A 15,909-nucleotide genomic window follows, 5' to 3' on the forward strand; every position below is an offset into this window, starting at 1 on the left:
AGCTTCATCGCTCGACTTGCATGTGTTAAGCACGCCGCCAGCGTTCGTCCTGAGCCAGGATCAAACTCTTAATTTAAAAGTTTGTATTGACTCTTCTTATTACGAAATTACTTTTTTAGCTGCTCTCGCAGCTCAAAAGAATTGCTGGTTTATTCTAAATAAGTTGTACTTATATCTTCCTCTGTTTAATTTTCAAGGATCATTTTGCTGTCTCACTTCGACAGCTTTTATAGTTTATCATTTTAAATTACATCTGTCAATACGTTTTATTATTTTTCTTTAAATAAAAAACTATTGATTTAATCTGTTTCTGTAATCTCCATGACAACGAAATTTATTATATCACAGCTTATACTTAACTCAGTTCACTTACTCCGGTATTTTTATAACTTAATTTGCATTTTCTCCTTTATACTACTTATATTCACCATTTTTCTTACATAGATACACATGGATATGTTTATACTTAATTTATTCTAACAGAGCACTATATTACCCATTTTTAATAAATATGATACCTATTACATATCATTAAATAACCCTAATAAACAAATTTCTTTTAGGATTGGAGATAAAACTATAGTATTTAAATACAAAAAAAGTTTCGGATATAATCTGAAACTTTTTTAATAAAAATTAATAAGCACCTTGTGAATTTATCCAAAGTATTATTTAGAAGTTCTTTTCTTTCTTATTACATCAATTCCTACAGCTAAAATTATAATTGCACCTTTAGCAAACCTCTGTGGTCCCTGTTGTACATCTAGTAGGTTCATTCCATTCGCAATTACTCCCATAATTAAGGCACCAATAAGTGTTCCAACTATACCGCCTTCTCCACCGGTCATACTTGTTCCACCTATAGCTACTGCCGCTATAGCATCAAGTTCGTTTCCATCACCTGCAACTGGTACTGCTGAATCAAGCCTTGCTGTTAAAATTATAGCAGCTATAGCACAGCATATTCCTGAAATCGTATAAACCAACATCTCATATTTATCCACATTTATTCCTGAAAGTTTACTTGCTACTCTATTTCCTCCAATAGCATACATGTATCTTCCAAACTTTGTGTATTTAAGCACATAATAACCTAATGCAAATATTACTGCCATAATAATTGCAGGAATTGGAACAACTCCAATAAATCCAGCAAAGCTTTTAAACCCAGCTGAGAAAGAATATACTGGTTGTCCATTTGTTATAGTATATGCAAGTCCTCTAGCCATAGTCATAGTTCCTAGTGTAGCTATAAAAGGTTGGAGTTTAACCTTTGATATTAAAATTCCATTTAAGAAACCAATAGCTGCACCTAGTATAATACCTACTAAAATAGCTAACCCAACAGACATTCCTGCTTTCATGCATAATGCCATAATAAGTCCTGTAAATGCAATAATTGAGCCAACAGATAAGTCGATTCCTCCAAGTAATATTACAAAAGTCATACCAACAGATATTATTCCAATTTGTGCAATCTGCTGCAATATGTTAAATACATTTTTTACAGTAAGAAAATCTGGAGACAACACAGCCATAACTACAATTAAAACAACTAATGCAATGACAACTCCTAGCTTATCCAGTATGTCATTTATACTAGTCTTTTTCTTTTTTTCAGTATCTTCTAACTGATTCATCATTCTATACCTCCTGTTGCATAATGCATTATTTTTTCTTGAGTAGCCTCATTCTTATTTAATTCTCCAGTTATTTTCCCTCTACACATAACTAATATTCTATCACTCATGCCAAGTACTTCAGGAAGTTCTGAAGAAACCATAATTATTCCTACCCCACTTTTAACTAAATCATTCATAATATTATAAATTTCTATTTTAGCACCTACATCTATTCCACGAGTAGGTTCATCCACAATTAAAACCTTTGAATCAGATAATAGCCACTTTGCTATAACAATCTTTTGTTGGTTTCCACCGCTCAGTGTACCTGCAATTTGTCTATATCCTGAAGACTTAATTGACAATTTAGATATATAATCTTTTATTTCCTTGACTTCTTTTCTAAGATTTAATTTTATAGGATTACTAATATATTTGCCAAGGGATGCTAAGGTTATATTTTGACCTACACCCATCTGTAAAACAAGACCCTCATCTCTTCTATTTTCCGTTACAAATCCTATACCATTTTTTATTGCTTTCATAGGGGAATTTATTTCAACTTTTTTACCTTTTAAATATATTTCACCAGAATCAAATGAATCTATACCAAATATAGCCCTCATTACTTCTGTTCTTCCCGCACCCATAAGACCAGAAAATCCTAGTATTTCGCCTGATCTCAAACTGAAATTTATATTTTCAAAAACTCCTTTTTTGGTTAATCCCTTAACCCTTAATATTTCTTCTCCTAAATCAACCTTTATTTTAGGAAATTTTTCTTTAATTTCTCTTCCTACCATTAATTTTATAAGTTCATCTATAGATGTACCTTTGATATTAACTGTTTCTACAGTTTCTCCATCTCTCATAACAGTAACTCTATCACCAATTTGAGCAAATTCCTCAAGTCTATGAGAAATGTATATTATAGAAACTCCTTCAGATTTAATTTTTCTCATTATTTTAAATAAATTATCTATTTCTTTTTCTGTCAGTGCCGCTGTTGGCTCATCCATTATTATGATATCAGAATGAACCGATAGTGCTTTTGCTATCTCAACCATTTGTTGCTGGGCAATTCCTAAATTCTTTATTGGTTTATCTACAGGTATATCTACATTTAAGTAATCAATCATCTTTTGTGCATCATTGTACATTTTTTTGAAATTAACCTTACCAGGTACCTTGGATTCAGGTTCTCTTCCAAGATATATATTCTCAGCAACAGTCATATAGGGAACTAAATTAAATTCCTGATAAATTATGCTTATTCCAAGTTTCTCAGCATCTTTTGGAGAATTTATCTCTACTTTGTTTCCGTTTAGTATAATGTCTCCACTATCTTTTGAATATGCTCCAGAAAGTATCTTCATAAGAGTTGATTTACCTGCACCATTTTCACCAAGTAAAATATGAACTTCTCCTTTTTTAACTTCAATTCCCGAATTTTTAAGAACTGTAACTCCTGAAAAACTTTTAGTTATGTTCTCCATTTTCAATATAGTTTCTGACAATATTACCCCCCCTTTTGCCACAAATTACGTAACTAAATATTTTACTCTTAGAAAATGTTAAAGCTAACATTTTCTAAGAGCAAATATAGAATTATTTTGCTTTATAAGTACTAACGTTACTCTTGTCTACTACAAAAGTCTTTGTCTGATCTAATTTATTTGCCATTTTTTCACCTTTTAAAGCTTTAGAACAATCTATTATACTTTCTTTACCAATTTGTTTTGGATCTGTATAAATTGTAGCAGTAGTTTCTCCCTGTGCGATTGAATCTAAAGTAGCTGGATTTCCATCTATACCAATAGTAACTCCATCCTTAACTCCTGCTGACTTGAAAGCTTGAGCTGCACCTATTGCCATTTCATCACTCAATCCATAAAACATATTTATAGCCTTATTAGCTTGATAAAGGTTAGTTGCAACATTCATGCCTTTTTCTCTCTGCCAATCAGCTGGTTGTGTAGCTACAATCTTTACATTTGAATATTTTTTAGCTTCATTTACAAATCCACCTTTTCTATTGTCTGTAAATACACCAGGAAGACCCTCTAGTACACCAACATTGAATTGCTTGTCTTTAAGTTTAGTTCCTAAATAGTCTGCAGCCTGAGCTCCTGCTTGTTTTTGGTCATATCCAACATAAGCATAAACATCTGCACCCTTTATTGGACTTAATGAGTTAAATACAATAACTGGTATCTTTGCATCATTTGCTTTTTTTACAACAGCAGCCATAGTTTTATCATCTGTGGTACATATTGCAATAGCATCAACTTGCTGAGTTATAACGTCTTCAACTATTTTTAATAATCCATTGAAATCGTCTTCTGTTTGAGGAGCCAATACTTTTATGTTAAATCCTTCTTTAGCTGCTTCTTGCTTTGCTCCTGTAACAGCCTGAGTATAAAATGGGCTTACAAGTGATGGTGGAATAAATGCTATCGTTTTCTTTTTACTGCTTGTACCAGAACTTGAAGTACTTGTACTTCCACATGCCATGAGACCTACACTTAGAACTAATACAAGTCCACATAATAGAATTGACCTCATGCTTTTTCTAATTGATTTAAATTTAATCATTTTTAAATCCCCTCTCCTTTTAATTAAAAAATCAAGTTTATATTGTAAATTTTTATTACTAATCTTAGCAATTGTAATTACTGTTATGGTCTTCATTGTATCCATATTAGTCCCTTATATTCCATTAAATGAAAGCGATTTCTTAAATTTATAATAATATTTGTTCGTACAAATGTCAATTGTTTTTTGTGATTATCAGTATTAATTTTTATATTTTGTCATAAAATTAACCTACTTTTTATTAATTATTATCTTTTGAATCTTAATGGCATATTTTGACATTCAAATTAAAAAATATAGAGAGTATCATCTCTAATGATAAAAAAACCATCAGAAAAGACACTCCCTATTATTTACTTCTTATTTATTTGTTATTTTATTGAAACTAAAACCTTATTTCACTTATTCATTTTTATATGTCAGTTACAATATTGTATAAAATCTGCAAGTACATTTATTAGTTATTTTCTGCACTCATTTTACTTTTTCTTAATTGTAAATCCTTCATAATGCGTGGATACTCTTTGTCAAGTCCATAACAGAGCAATAATATAATTTGAGCAACATATATTATTATTGGAACATGAATAAACAATGCTTTTATTGAAAATACCGCAGAACTAGCTTGTACTGCTTGTGCACCATTATATCCTCCCCAAGCTAAAATCCATCCTGTTATGGCTGTACCAAAACCTATACCCATCTTTTGTCCTAAACTACCTCCGCTATAAAGCAATCCTTCATTTCTTATGCCTGTTTTCCATTCCCCATATTCTATAGTATCAGGGAATAATGCCCACACTCCTCCTAGCAAGAAAGCTTGGCCAAAACCTTTAACAATTTGAGAAACCATAACAACTGTTAAACTATACGGATTTATTATTGTAATTAAGTAACCACCTATGCTTATTATTGAACCAATGATCATAGCATTTCTTTTTCCGTATTTATCATAAACTTTTGAGATCATAAGGAATCCCACTAATACTGGAGCTAAATATGCAATAGTTAATCCTCCAACTAGAGAAGAATTACCAAGAAGATATTTAGCATAATATACCGTACTACCTTGATTTATAGCATATCCAATACTATAAACTATAAAAAATATAGTTGCTATAAACCAATATTTATTTTGACATAAAGCCTTTAGACTAATCTTCAAAGGAATCTTTTCCTTTTTAATTGGTTTTACTCTTTCTTTTTGCGTTTTAAAAACATAAACAAATAATAATAAAGAAACTACTCCTAAAACTGAATAAGTTAAAGCCCATCCAGGTTGTTTTCCTCCAAATAAGTTTACTAATGGCATTGTAAGATTAGTAACAATTAATACTCCTATTTGTGCCAAAAACATTCTAAAAAGGTTTAATACTTCTCTCTGATGTTGATCTTGAGTAACCAATGAATTTAATGTACCATAAGGAATAGCAATTGCAGTAAACGCTATCATAAGTAAATTATAAGATATTACAATATATACTATCTTTCCAAAAGTGCTTATGTTTGGTACCATAAATATTGACACCGTTAACACAACGAAAGGAATTGATCCCCATAATATCCAAGGACGAGCTTTACCATACTTTGAATTAGTTTTATCAACAATTGTGCCCATTATAACATCTAAGACACCATCTAAACAACGTGAGAACAACATAATAGTTCCAATAATAGCAGCAGACATACCAACAACATCAGTATAGAAATAAACTACAAACATTCCCAAAGAAGCCCAAGTAAAGTTAATGGCTAAATCACCACATCCATAACCAAACTTCTCACTAAATTTTAAATTTTCTTTAAAAACATCTTTATCTTGTACTTTCATATCCACTTACCTTCCCACTCCCTTCATAATTTATTGAAATTACTTTATAATTAAAACATTCCAAGAAAGCTTTGGAAGAACAACTTTCGTACCATCACAATTTGAAAGATCTTTTTCCTTTACAGTAACGTTATCAGGACTTTCAAATGTATTTCTAAGTTCTAAGTCATCTCCAGATAATACAAATTGCTTAGAGATTTTACGATCTCCAAAGCCATTAAATTGAAGGTCTAATTCTGTGTCTTCATCCTGGTTACAATTTAATGCAAATACTCTAATTTCATCAGATTCCTTATCATAAACAGTAGCTGCTTCTACTAAAGGTAATTCGCCAAAATCACATTTGTAGCTTGCACCATTAACAGACGGTTTAAGTACAGTTCCTCTACCATAATTACTAACCATACTAAATGGATAATAAGTTGACTGTTTTAAAACTCCTCCATTTCTCTGCGTTGTAATAGGTGCTATTACATTAATTAATTGTGCAAGACATGCAATCTTTACTCTATCAGCATTATTTATTAAAGTTATTGCAAGTCCACCAACTGTTAGTGCATCTAAAAGACTATATTTTTCCTCTAAGATTGCAGGAGCTTCTTCCCATTTCTCAGCTGAAGTTACTTCAAAAGTCGTCAATCCCTGTAAATCGTCGAGACTATCAAGTTTTATATCCTGGAAGTTCCATACATTCCATTCATCTAAACATATTTTTATATCTTTTTCTTCCTTATTTTTTGCCTTTACATAATCAAGAACTCTTTCTGTATTTTTTATATGGTCATCAAGTTGTTTATATGATGCAAGAAAATTTGATGTTCCCTGATTAGTATTCATATTATAATTATGAGTAGATATGTAATCAACATAAGGATAAAGTTCTTTAAGTACAATTCTATCCCAATCCATGTAAGTAGGAAGCATTTCATAACTACTTCCACAAGCAACTAATTTAATATCTTTGTCTACCCATTTCATAAGTTTAGCAGCTTCACAAGCTTTTTTTGCATAGTCTTCTGCTGATAAGTGACCTGCTTGCCAGGTACCTTCCATTTCATTTCCAAGGCACCAATATTTTATATTATAAGGCTCCTTACTTCCATTTTTGATACGAAGATCACTCCAGTAAGTCCCGCCAGGATGATTACAATATTCTACAAGTTCAGCTGCACTTTTAACACTACCTGTTCCTAAATTAACTGCTATCATTGGTTCAATACCAGCTTTTTTTGCCCAACGACAAAAATCATCAATTCCAAATTGATTTGTTTCAACACTTGACCAAGCAAATTCCATTCTTTTAGGCCTGTTTTCCTTTGGTCCAATACCATCTTTCCAATCATAATTGGAAACAAAATTTCCGCCAGGGTAACGAACCAATCCCAATTTTAAATCTTTTATTACTTCCATAGCATCTGTTCTGAATCCATCTTCATCAGCCTTTTCATGTCCTGGTTCATAAATTCCACTATATACAGCCCTGCCTAAATGCTCAATAAATGAACTATATAAATTTTCATTAACATCTCCAATCTTAAAATGATTATCATAATAATAACTAACTTTTTTCATTTTATAACAATCTCCTTTCTTATAGATAAAATATAACTTAATATAACTTTTTAGAGAATTATAAATCTTTATAATCTGCAATAAATTATGATAGTACCTTTAAACCATATCACCGTACTCTTTCAAACATCATCGTAAGCCACTACATTACCAGGAGTATTTATACACTAACATTCCTCCTTTAATTTTATTTTTGAAAGCGATTACTTAAATTAATAATAATATTTGTTCGTACAAATGTCAACCTTATTTTATTTTTATAGGGATAAATCCCCGTATTTCTTAAAAATTTGATCATTTTATTAGTTTTTTTACAAAAAATGACCCTTATGTTATTCATAAGGGTCATTTTGAAAATTTTATTTTATTATGTGCATAAATTTAAATTGATGCTGTAGAACTTCTAATAACAATTTCAGGTTCATATAATATTGAATCACATTCACTAAAATGATTATTATTATTAATTAATCTAATAATTAACTTGGCAGCATCTATTCCCATCTTTTCCTTTGGATGAGTTATTGATGTTAATTTCGGTTCCATAATTGTTGCCATTGGAGAATCATCAAATCCAATAATTGATAAATCTTCTGGAACCTTTAATTTTAGATCATATGCAATATTTAACACCATGTATGCAATTTCATCATTATAGCAAAATATACCCGTTGGACGTTTTTCCTGTTTTAAAACATTCTTTATCTTTTCAGGTAGTAGTGTATTTGTTTCCTCTGACAGATAGGTTAAAATTTTATCTTGCCTTAACAATACATTACTTTCCTGACATCCAGTAATAAAACCATTCATCCTGTGCACACCTTGTAGGTCATCTACCTTGAAAATACCAGCTATATTCTTATGTCCTAAAGTAATTAAATACTTTGCAGCTATATTGCCCCCCTTTAAATCATCTACACATAAGCTTGGTACTTTAACTTGAGAATAAGATGCATTTATCATAATAAAAGGAATATCTTGCTCTATTAAATTGTTAAAATATCCCATGTTAGGACTTTGATATGCACTCTTTGTAGGCTCTACAATAAGTCCATCTATTTTGTGTGCTAATAAATTTTTTAAATTGCTGCTTTCAAGCATTATATTATTCTTCGTAGAAGATAATAAAAGGGAGTATGATTCATCATATAGTGTATCTTCAATTCCTCTAATTATATCAGGGAATATATAGTTGGAAATATATGTTGTAAGCACCCCAACATTCTTGTTGTTTGTCAAGTAAATTTCATTTTGTTTAAAATCAGATACATATATTCCACTTCCCTGCAATCTATACAAGTATTTCTCTGCCGCTAGATCACTTATTGCTCTTCTTATAGTATGTCTACTAACTTTAAATAGCTCCATAAGTTCCGATTCTGTTGGAATTTTTTCATGTGGTTTATATTTTTCATTAACTGCCCAGCTAATAATTTCTTCTTTTACTTTTTCATATTTATGTTTCATGTTTATCTCCTGCACAAAATAATAGTTTATTATATTACACCTCATATTATAATACATATCATATTATATTAAAGCATAAAAATATAAAAAGTAAAATAATTACAATCATCGAGCAATTTGTACTAATAAATTTACAAGTAAAATTAATATTTAATGATATAGCAATTGTTTGTGAAAAAGTAGTTATATTTGTTTAAAACGCTGTAATGAAACGCGATAATATCATCACTAAAAATAATTATTTAATAAGTAATTATCTAAATGCATTTAAAATAAGTACGTATGTTTTTTTATATATTTATTGACATGTACGTATATAAATGATATATTTATCATAAAAAACCGTTTACTATTATTGTAAGGGGGAGGTAATTCTATTGACTATAAATGAGGATAGATTAAAAGAAATTCAAAATGGTAAAACATCATTAGGAATAGAATTTGGTTCTACTCGTATTAAAGCTGTTCTTATTGGAAACGATTTTTCTCCATTAGCTAGTGGCAGCTTTGAATGGGAGACAAGCTTAAGAGATGGTATTTGGACCTATTCGCTAGAAGAAATCTGGAAAGGATTACAATATAGTTATCAAAAACTTTTTGCTGAGATAAAAGAAAAATATGGTGTAACACTTTCAAAAATTGGTTCAATTGGTTTTTCAGCAATGATGCATGGATATATGGCATTTGATAAACAAGGAAACCTACTTGTTCCATTTAGAACATGGCGTAATACTATGACAGAGGAAGCAGCCAAAAAGTTAACAGAATCATTTCACTTCAATATTCCTGAGAGATGGAGTATAGCTCATTTATATCAGGCTATTCTCCGTAAAGAACCTCATATTGAAAAGCTTGATTTTATAACTACTTTAGCTGGTTATATTCATTGGCAATTAACAGGTAAAAAGGTTTTAGGTATTTGTGATGCATCAGGAATGTTTCCAATTGATATGAATACTCATAATTATGATAAACATATGTTAGAAACATTTAATCACTTGCCAGAAGTTGAAAAGTATTCATTGAATGTAGAGAAACTTCTACCAAAAGTCTTACTAGCCGGAGAAAATGCTGGTGTCTTAACTCCAGAAGGAGCAAATAGACTTGATGTAAGTGGAAATCTTCAAAGTGGTATTCCACTATGTCCACCTGAAGGAGATGCAGGTACAGGAATGGTTGCTACAAATTCAGTTGCACCACGTACAGGAAATATCTCTGCAGGCACATCAATTTTTGCAATGGTCGTCCTTGAGAATCCACTTAAGAAGGTTCATCCAGAGATTGATATGGTAACAACACCTACAGGAGACTTAGTTGGAATGGTTCATGCAAATAATGGTTATTCTGATATAGACGCATGGGTTAATATCTTTCATGAATTTGCTGAAGCAATAAATGTCAACATTCCAAGAGATCTTCTTTATATGGGACTCTATACTCAAGCATTTCTAGGTGACCCTGATTGTGGAGGAATTCTTGCGTATAACTATTTTGCAGGCGAAAATATCACAGGTGTTCCGGAAGGTAGACCTCTAATTGTACGAAAACCAAAAAGTAATTTTAATCTACCAAACTTTATGAAAGCACATCTCTTTACTTCATTAGGAGCATTGAAAATTGGAATGGACATTCTCCTAAAAGATGAAGGCGTAAAGCTTGACAAGTTACTTGGTCATGGTGGCTTATTCAAGACACCTATTGTAGGACAAGAAGCAGTTGCAGCTGCAGTAAATACACCAGTATCAGTTATGGAAACTGCAGGTGAAGGCGGTGCATGGGGAATTGCACTATTAGCTAGTTATTTGAATAATAAAGAAAGTAACTCCACGCTAGCAGAATTTTTATCAAAAAAAGTTTTTGCTGGTTATGTAGCTGATGAAGTAAAACCTGAAGCAAAAGACGTTAAAGGTTTTGAACAATTTATGAAACGTTATAAAAAGGGAATTCCTATTGAACAAGCTGCAGTAGATTATTTAATCTAGATGAATAAGTTAAAAACAACTAAGATAATTTATCTTATTAGTGAAAGAAGGTTAGCTCATGTTAGAAGATTTAAAAGAAAAAGTGCTCGAGGCTAATTTGATGTTGCCAAAATACCATATGGTAACATTTACATGGGGCAACGTAAGTGGAATTGATCGCAGTCAGAGTCTTGTAGTTATTAAACCTAGTGGTGTTGAATATACAAAAATGAAAGCAAGTGATATGGTCGTTGTAGATCTTAATGGGAAAGTAATTGAAGGAGATTTAAATCCGTCAAGTGATACAGCAACTCACTTAGTATTATATAGAAACTTCCCTGATATCTTAGGCATTGTACACACACATTCTCCTTGGGCCGTGTCTTTTGCTCAAGCAGGTATTTGCATTCCTGCAGCTGGTACTACACATGGCGATTATTTCTACGGAGATATTCCTGTAACACCAAAGATGACTAAAGATGAAATAGTGACAGATTATGAGAAGCAGACAGGAGATGTAATTGTTAGAACATTCAAGGACAATAGTATTAATCCAAATGATATACCTGGAGTTCTTGTAAATGATCATGGTCCATTTACTTGGGGAACCGATCCTAAAAATGCAGTTCATAATGCAGTTGTATTGGAAGAAGTTGCAAAAATTACATATCATTCCTTACAATTAAATCCCCATAATATTAGAATGGATCAAGTTTTATTAGATAAGCATTTTAAACGCAAACACGGAAAAAATGCATACTATGGTCAAAATAATAAATAAAAACAAGGAAAGAGGGTCAATTATGCTAAAAAATAAAGAAATGGAATTTTGGTTTATTGTAGGCAGCCAACATTTATATGGTGAAGAGGCACTATCAGAAGTAAAAGAACATTCTATGGAAATTGCAGATGCTTTAAATAAGAGTGGCAAATTACCTTATCCTATTGTATTTAAATCTCTTGCAACTTCTGCCAGCCAAATAACAAAACTTATGAAGGAAGTAAACTACAATGATAATGTAGCTGGTGTTATTACATGGATGCATACATTCTCACCAGCTAAAATGTGGATTGCTGGTACTAAATTATTACAAAAACCATTACTTCATCTAGCAACACAATTTTACGAACATATTCCTTGGAAAACAATTGATATGGACTATATGAACTTACATCAAAGTGCTCATGGTGATAGAGAATACGGTTTTATCAATGCTAGATTAAAGAAACATAATAAAATTGTTGTAGGACATTGGAAAAAAGAAAATGTTCAAAAACAAATTGCTGATTGGATGAACGTAGCCGCAGGTTATATCTTAAGTCAAGACATCAAAGTTGCACGTTTTGGTGATAATATGCGCAATGTTGCTGTTACTGAAGGTGATAAGATTGAAGCTCAAATTCAGTTTGGATGGACAGTAGATTATTTTGGTATTGGTGATTTAGTTGCTGAAATGAATAAAGTTTCCCAAAAAAACATTGATGATACTTATGAAGAATTTAAAAAGATTTATATTATGGATGTAGGAGAAAATGACCCTAAATTCTATGAGAATCAAGTAAAAGAACAAATTAAAATTGAAATTGGACTTCGTCATTTCTTAGAAGCAGGCGGCTATACTGCATTTACAACAAATTTCGAAGATTTATATGGTATGAAACAGTTACCTGGACTTGCAGTTCAGCGTTTAAATGCTGAAGGATATGGTTTCGCAGGAGAAGGTGATTGGAAAACTGCTGCTTTAAGTAGACTTATAAAGATCATGACAAACAACAAAAAGACAGGATTTATGGAAGATTATACTTATGAATTAAGTGAAGGTAATGAGGAAATCTTAGGCGCTCATATGTTGGAGGTTGATCCAACATTTGCATCTGACAAACCTAGAGTTGTGGTAAAACCCTTAGGAATAGGCGATCGTGAAGATCCTGCACGTTTGATATTCAATGGATCTACTGGTAAAGGTACTTCAATGACAATGCTAGATCTTGGAACACATTATCGTTTGATAATCAGTGAAGTAAATGCTGTAGAACCTGCAGAGGATACTCCTGAACTCCCTGTAGCTAAGATGGTATGGAAGCCTGAACCAAACTTTGCTGATGGTGTAAAAGCCTGGATTTATGCTGGTGGTGGTCATCATACTGTTCTTACTCTAGGATTAACAGTTGAGCAAGTATATGATTGGGCCCGCATGGTTAATTTAGAATCAGTTATTATAGATCATAATACAAATTTAAGAGATATTATAAGAGAAACTACAAAATAATTAATTATATAAAGGTATGCTTATTATTTAATATTATCATAGCACAAATAATTAAGCATACCTAAATTATTTATCTTATAAAATTAAGTATTAAAGGAGTATATACAATGATAGAAAAAAGTGTTTTTGGTTCTTTTAAAGGAAACAACATTTACAAATATACAATGACTAATAAACATGGTATGAAAGTTTCCTGTATCTCCCACGGAGCTGCTTTAACAGAAATTGTTGTACCAGATAAGTTAGGCAACTTTTCAAATGTTTTGTTAGGCTTTGACAACTTAGATAGTTATATAAAAGATAGAAAAATGTTTCTAGGAGCAGCTATAGGGCGAGTAGCTGGTCGAATAACTAATGGCTCTTTTAAAATTAAAGGGATCTCCTATAACGTTCCTAAAAATGAAGGTAAAAATACACTTCATGGTGGTACTTATGGGTTCAATTCTCTCATATGGAATAGTAGCACAGAAGACTCTGAAGAAGCCACCAGTGTACTTTTTCAGAGGACTATATCTCCCGACGAAGATGGATTTCCTGGGACATTAAATGTAGAGGTTAAATATACACTTAATAACAATAATGATTTATTAATCACTTTTAGTGGATTAAGCAATAAAGATACACTTTTTAATCCTACAGTACATTCATACTTCAACTTAAATAATGACATTACAAAGTTGTTCTCAGGTCATACACTACAAATTAGTGCATCCCGTTATGCTGAAATTAATGAAGCCTTATTACCAACTGGTACTTTAAAAGAAGTTTCTGGAACACCTTTTGATTTCCAACAGCCTAAAAATTTGGAAGATGCAATTAAATATTTGCAAACTGAATCAGGCCTCAATGGCTTTGACCATCCCTTTAATGTAAATGGTAAAAATATTGCTACTTTAATTAATCATGATACATGTAGGCGCTTAGACATTGAATCAGATCGTAATGCTCTAATCGTTTATACTCTTAATATTAAAGATGACACTTGGAAAGTGCAAAATCAAAAATTAGTTTCCAATATGGGAATAGCTTTGGAACCGCAGACATTACCTGATGCAATTCATTATAAAAATTTCGGTGACATTATATTACCTGCAAATAAAAGAAAATGCTATAATATTAAATACCACTTTAGTTTAATTTAAAACAAGTTTCCACTAAATCCCAAAAAGTTACATAAAATAATGGACATAGGTTTGTGTAAAAACAAAACCTATGCCCATTATTACCTTGGCATTTTTATGCAATATGTATTACTTTATTTCAACTTTATATTTACTTCTCAATTCTTTATTAAATTTTGAATACTCATATTTCTGTCTTTCCTGTAATAATCCATTCTTAATAGCGTTCTTTACTTCGTCATAAGATGCTATAGAAGGTTCTATTTTCTCTTCCACTTTTATAAGGTGATATCCAAATTGAGTTTTTACAGGTTCACTAACTACATCTATATCTAAACTAAATGCAGCGTTCTCAAATTCTGGAACCATTTGTCCTCTAGCAAATTCACCTAAACTGCCACCTTGAGCCTTAGATGGACAAGTTGAGTATTTTTGTGCAGCTTCTTCAAAAGGCATACCTTCTGAGATCTCTTTTGAAATTTTCTTAGCTTTTTCTATACTATCTACTAATATATGCTTTGCTTTTACTCTTTCAGGCTTTTTATACATATCTTTATTGGCTTCATAATAATCCTGACTTTCTTTATCAGTTACATTAACCTTATTCATAACTTTAGATATAGCTATTTGAGTTAATATTTCTTTTTTAGCAGATTCCAGCATCTTTAAATACTCATCATCTTTTTCTAAGTTTTCGTCTTTAGCGTAACTATATGCTAATTCAAAAAATACCATCTCATTAAGTAAATATTTCTTACCTTCAGCTGTATTTAATTGATTTCTCTTATCTTGTGGAAATCTATTAATTGCTTCTTTAAGATCGCTTTCTTTTATTTCCATTCCATTTACAATTGCTAACACATTATTTTGCATATAAGTTTCTCCTTAATATTTTTATATTTTATACTTAATTATTACATAGTTCAATTATTTTTTCTATATAAAATAAAAAAAGTTTCAGATTATATCTGAAACTTTTGGTGGCCAGACCAGGAATCGAACCAGGGACACGAGGATTTTCAGTCCTCTGCTCTACCGACTGAGCTATCTGGCCAAAAAACTTACCTGGCAGCGACCTATTCTCCCACAGAGCCTCCCCTGCAGTACCATCGGCACCCTGAAGCTTAACCTTCCTGTTCGGTATGGAAAGGGGTGTTACCTTCACGTCATTACCACCAGATTTTATTGACGAAAATTGCTATAAGCTTCTCATATCTTCGTCAAGTCTTTCATTGCGGTGCTCATTTACACAAGTAAACTCTACTCCTCATTCAAGCCTTTTCTCAATGTGCTCGCTTCTATCAATTTTCATATATATTAACTTTTAAGAGTTCAAATTACTCTGTCCTCTCAAAATTGCACAGTAAACTTTTTTTCTTTCGTTTTTATTTGGTCAAGCCCTCGACCTATTAGTATCAGTCAGCTTAACAGGTTGCCCTGCTTACACCTCTGACCTATCTCCTCGTGTTA

11 protein-coding genes, 1 tRNA gene and 2 rRNA genes are annotated in these 15,909 nt (G+C 31.5%); 4 read left to right on the forward strand and 10 right to left on the reverse strand.

The window, feature by feature from the left end:
* The 7 genes from CLCOS_RS00300 to CLCOS_RS00330 form a co-directional block, all read right to left on the reverse strand.
* Nucleotides 1–76, reverse strand: a 16S ribosomal RNA gene (locus CLCOS_RS00300); the annotation flags it as partial.
* Nucleotides 77–668: 592 nt separating this feature from the next.
* Nucleotides 669–1,640: an ABC transporter permease gene (locus CLCOS_RS00305; protein ID WP_063602591.1), complete on the reverse strand. Its 972-nt coding sequence runs from the start codon at nt 1,638–1,640 to the stop codon at nt 669–671.
* Entirely contained in the window at nt 1,640–3,139 is a 1,500-nt protein-coding gene (locus CLCOS_RS00310) for a sugar ABC transporter ATP-binding protein (protein WP_063602585.1), read from the reverse strand. Before CLCOS_RS00310 ends, CLCOS_RS00305 begins: the two co-directional genes overlap by 1 nt.
* Nucleotides 3,140–3,230: 91 nt before the next feature.
* Nucleotides 3,231–4,217 carry a sugar ABC transporter substrate-binding protein gene (locus CLCOS_RS00315; RefSeq protein WP_013236820.1) on the reverse strand — a complete coding sequence of 329 codons (987 nt, stop codon included), beginning with the start codon at nt 4,215–4,217 and terminating at the stop codon, nt 3,231–3,233.
* A gap of 457 nt (nt 4,218–4,674) precedes the next feature.
* Nucleotides 4,675–6,048, reverse strand: a complete 1,374-nt coding sequence (locus CLCOS_RS00320; RefSeq protein WP_023162526.1) for an MFS transporter — start codon at nt 6,046–6,048, stop codon at nt 4,675–4,677.
* A gap of 39 nt (nt 6,049–6,087) precedes the next feature.
* Nucleotides 6,088–7,620, reverse strand: a complete 1,533-nt coding sequence (locus CLCOS_RS00325; RefSeq protein ID WP_013236818.1) for an alpha-N-arabinofuranosidase — start codon at nt 7,618–7,620, stop codon at nt 6,088–6,090.
* A gap of 381 nt (nt 7,621–8,001) precedes the next feature.
* A complete protein-coding gene (locus CLCOS_RS00330) occupies nt 8,002–9,087 on the reverse strand; it encodes a GntR family transcriptional regulator (protein ID WP_013236817.1) in 1,086 nt (361 codons plus the stop codon).
* Between the two features lie 377 nt (nt 9,088–9,464).
* Between CLCOS_RS00330 and CLCOS_RS00335 the strand changes: the two genes are divergently transcribed.
* From CLCOS_RS00335 to CLCOS_RS00350, 4 genes are all read left to right on the forward strand, one after another.
* Nucleotides 9,465–11,069, forward strand: a complete 1,605-nt coding sequence (locus tag CLCOS_RS00335; RefSeq protein ID WP_063602587.1) for a xylulokinase — start codon at nt 9,465–9,467, stop codon at nt 11,067–11,069.
* Nucleotides 11,070–11,127: 58 nt separating this feature from the next.
* Nucleotides 11,128–11,829 carry an L-ribulose-5-phosphate 4-epimerase gene (locus tag CLCOS_RS00340; RefSeq protein ID WP_013236815.1) on the forward strand — a complete coding sequence of 234 codons (702 nt, stop codon included), beginning with the start codon at nt 11,128–11,130 and terminating at the stop codon, nt 11,827–11,829.
* 22 nt (nt 11,830–11,851) lie between these two features.
* Complete coding sequence (araA, locus tag CLCOS_RS00345) at nt 11,852–13,318, forward strand: L-arabinose isomerase (RefSeq protein ID WP_063602588.1); 1,467 nt, start codon at nt 11,852–11,854, stop codon at nt 13,316–13,318.
* Between the two features lie 107 nt (nt 13,319–13,425).
* Nucleotides 13,426–14,460, forward strand: coding sequence for an aldose epimerase family protein (locus tag CLCOS_RS00350; protein WP_063602589.1), 1,035 nt, complete (start codon nt 13,426–13,428; stop codon nt 14,458–14,460).
* A 108-nt stretch (nt 14,461–14,568) separates the two neighbouring features.
* On the opposite strand, the gene CLCOS_RS00355 is transcribed toward CLCOS_RS00350, so the two are convergent.
* The 3 genes from CLCOS_RS00355 to rrf form a co-directional block, all read right to left on the reverse strand.
* The gene (locus CLCOS_RS00355; RefSeq protein WP_063602590.1) at nt 14,569–15,312 is read right to left on the reverse strand and encodes a peptidylprolyl isomerase; all 744 of its coding nucleotides are present in this window, start codon (nt 15,310–15,312) and stop codon (nt 14,569–14,571) included.
* Between the two features lie 105 nt (nt 15,313–15,417).
* Nucleotides 15,418–15,493: transfer RNA gene (locus tag CLCOS_RS00360), tRNA-Phe, on the reverse strand.
* Nucleotides 15,494–15,502: 9 nt separating this feature from the next.
* Nucleotides 15,503–15,619: ribosomal RNA gene (gene rrf / locus CLCOS_RS00365) — 5S ribosomal RNA — on the reverse strand.
* Nucleotides 15,620–15,909 lie beyond the last annotated feature (290 nt).

This window comes from Clostridium coskatii (genome assembly GCF_001675205.1).
GTDB lineage: Bacteria > Bacillota > Clostridia > Clostridiales > Clostridiaceae > Clostridium_B > Clostridium_B ljungdahlii.

What these genes read in the sequence shown, in the direction of transcription:
- CLCOS_RS00340 (WP_013236815.1), top strand. Translation starts at nt 11,128, where the DNA reads ATGTTAGAAGATTTAAAAGAAAAAGTGCTCGAGGCTAATTTGATGTTG.
- CLCOS_RS00315 (WP_013236820.1), bottom strand. Translation starts at nt 4,217, where the DNA reads ATGATTAAATTTAAATCAATTAGAAAAAGCATGAGGTCAATTCTATTA.
- CLCOS_RS00325 (WP_013236818.1), bottom strand. Translation starts at nt 7,620, where the DNA reads ATGAAAAAAGTTAGTTATTATTATGATAATCATTTTAAGATTGGAGAT.
- CLCOS_RS00320 (WP_023162526.1), bottom strand. Translation starts at nt 6,048, where the DNA reads ATGAAAGTACAAGATAAAGATGTTTTTAAAGAAAATTTAAAATTTAGT.
- CLCOS_RS00305 (WP_063602591.1), bottom strand. Translation starts at nt 1,640, where the DNA reads ATGAATCAGTTAGAAGATACTGAAAAAAAGAAAAAGACTAGTATAAAT.
- CLCOS_RS00330 (WP_013236817.1), bottom strand. Translation starts at nt 9,087, where the DNA reads ATGAAACATAAATATGAAAAAGTAAAAGAAGAAATTATTAGCTGGGCA.
- araA (WP_063602588.1), top strand. Translation starts at nt 11,852, where the DNA reads ATGCTAAAAAATAAAGAAATGGAATTTTGGTTTATTGTAGGCAGCCAA.
- CLCOS_RS00355 (WP_063602590.1), bottom strand. Translation starts at nt 15,312, where the DNA reads ATGCAAAATAATGTGTTAGCAATTGTAAATGGAATGGAAATAAAAGAA.
- CLCOS_RS00350 (WP_063602589.1), top strand. Translation starts at nt 13,426, where the DNA reads ATGATAGAAAAAAGTGTTTTTGGTTCTTTTAAAGGAAACAACATTTAC.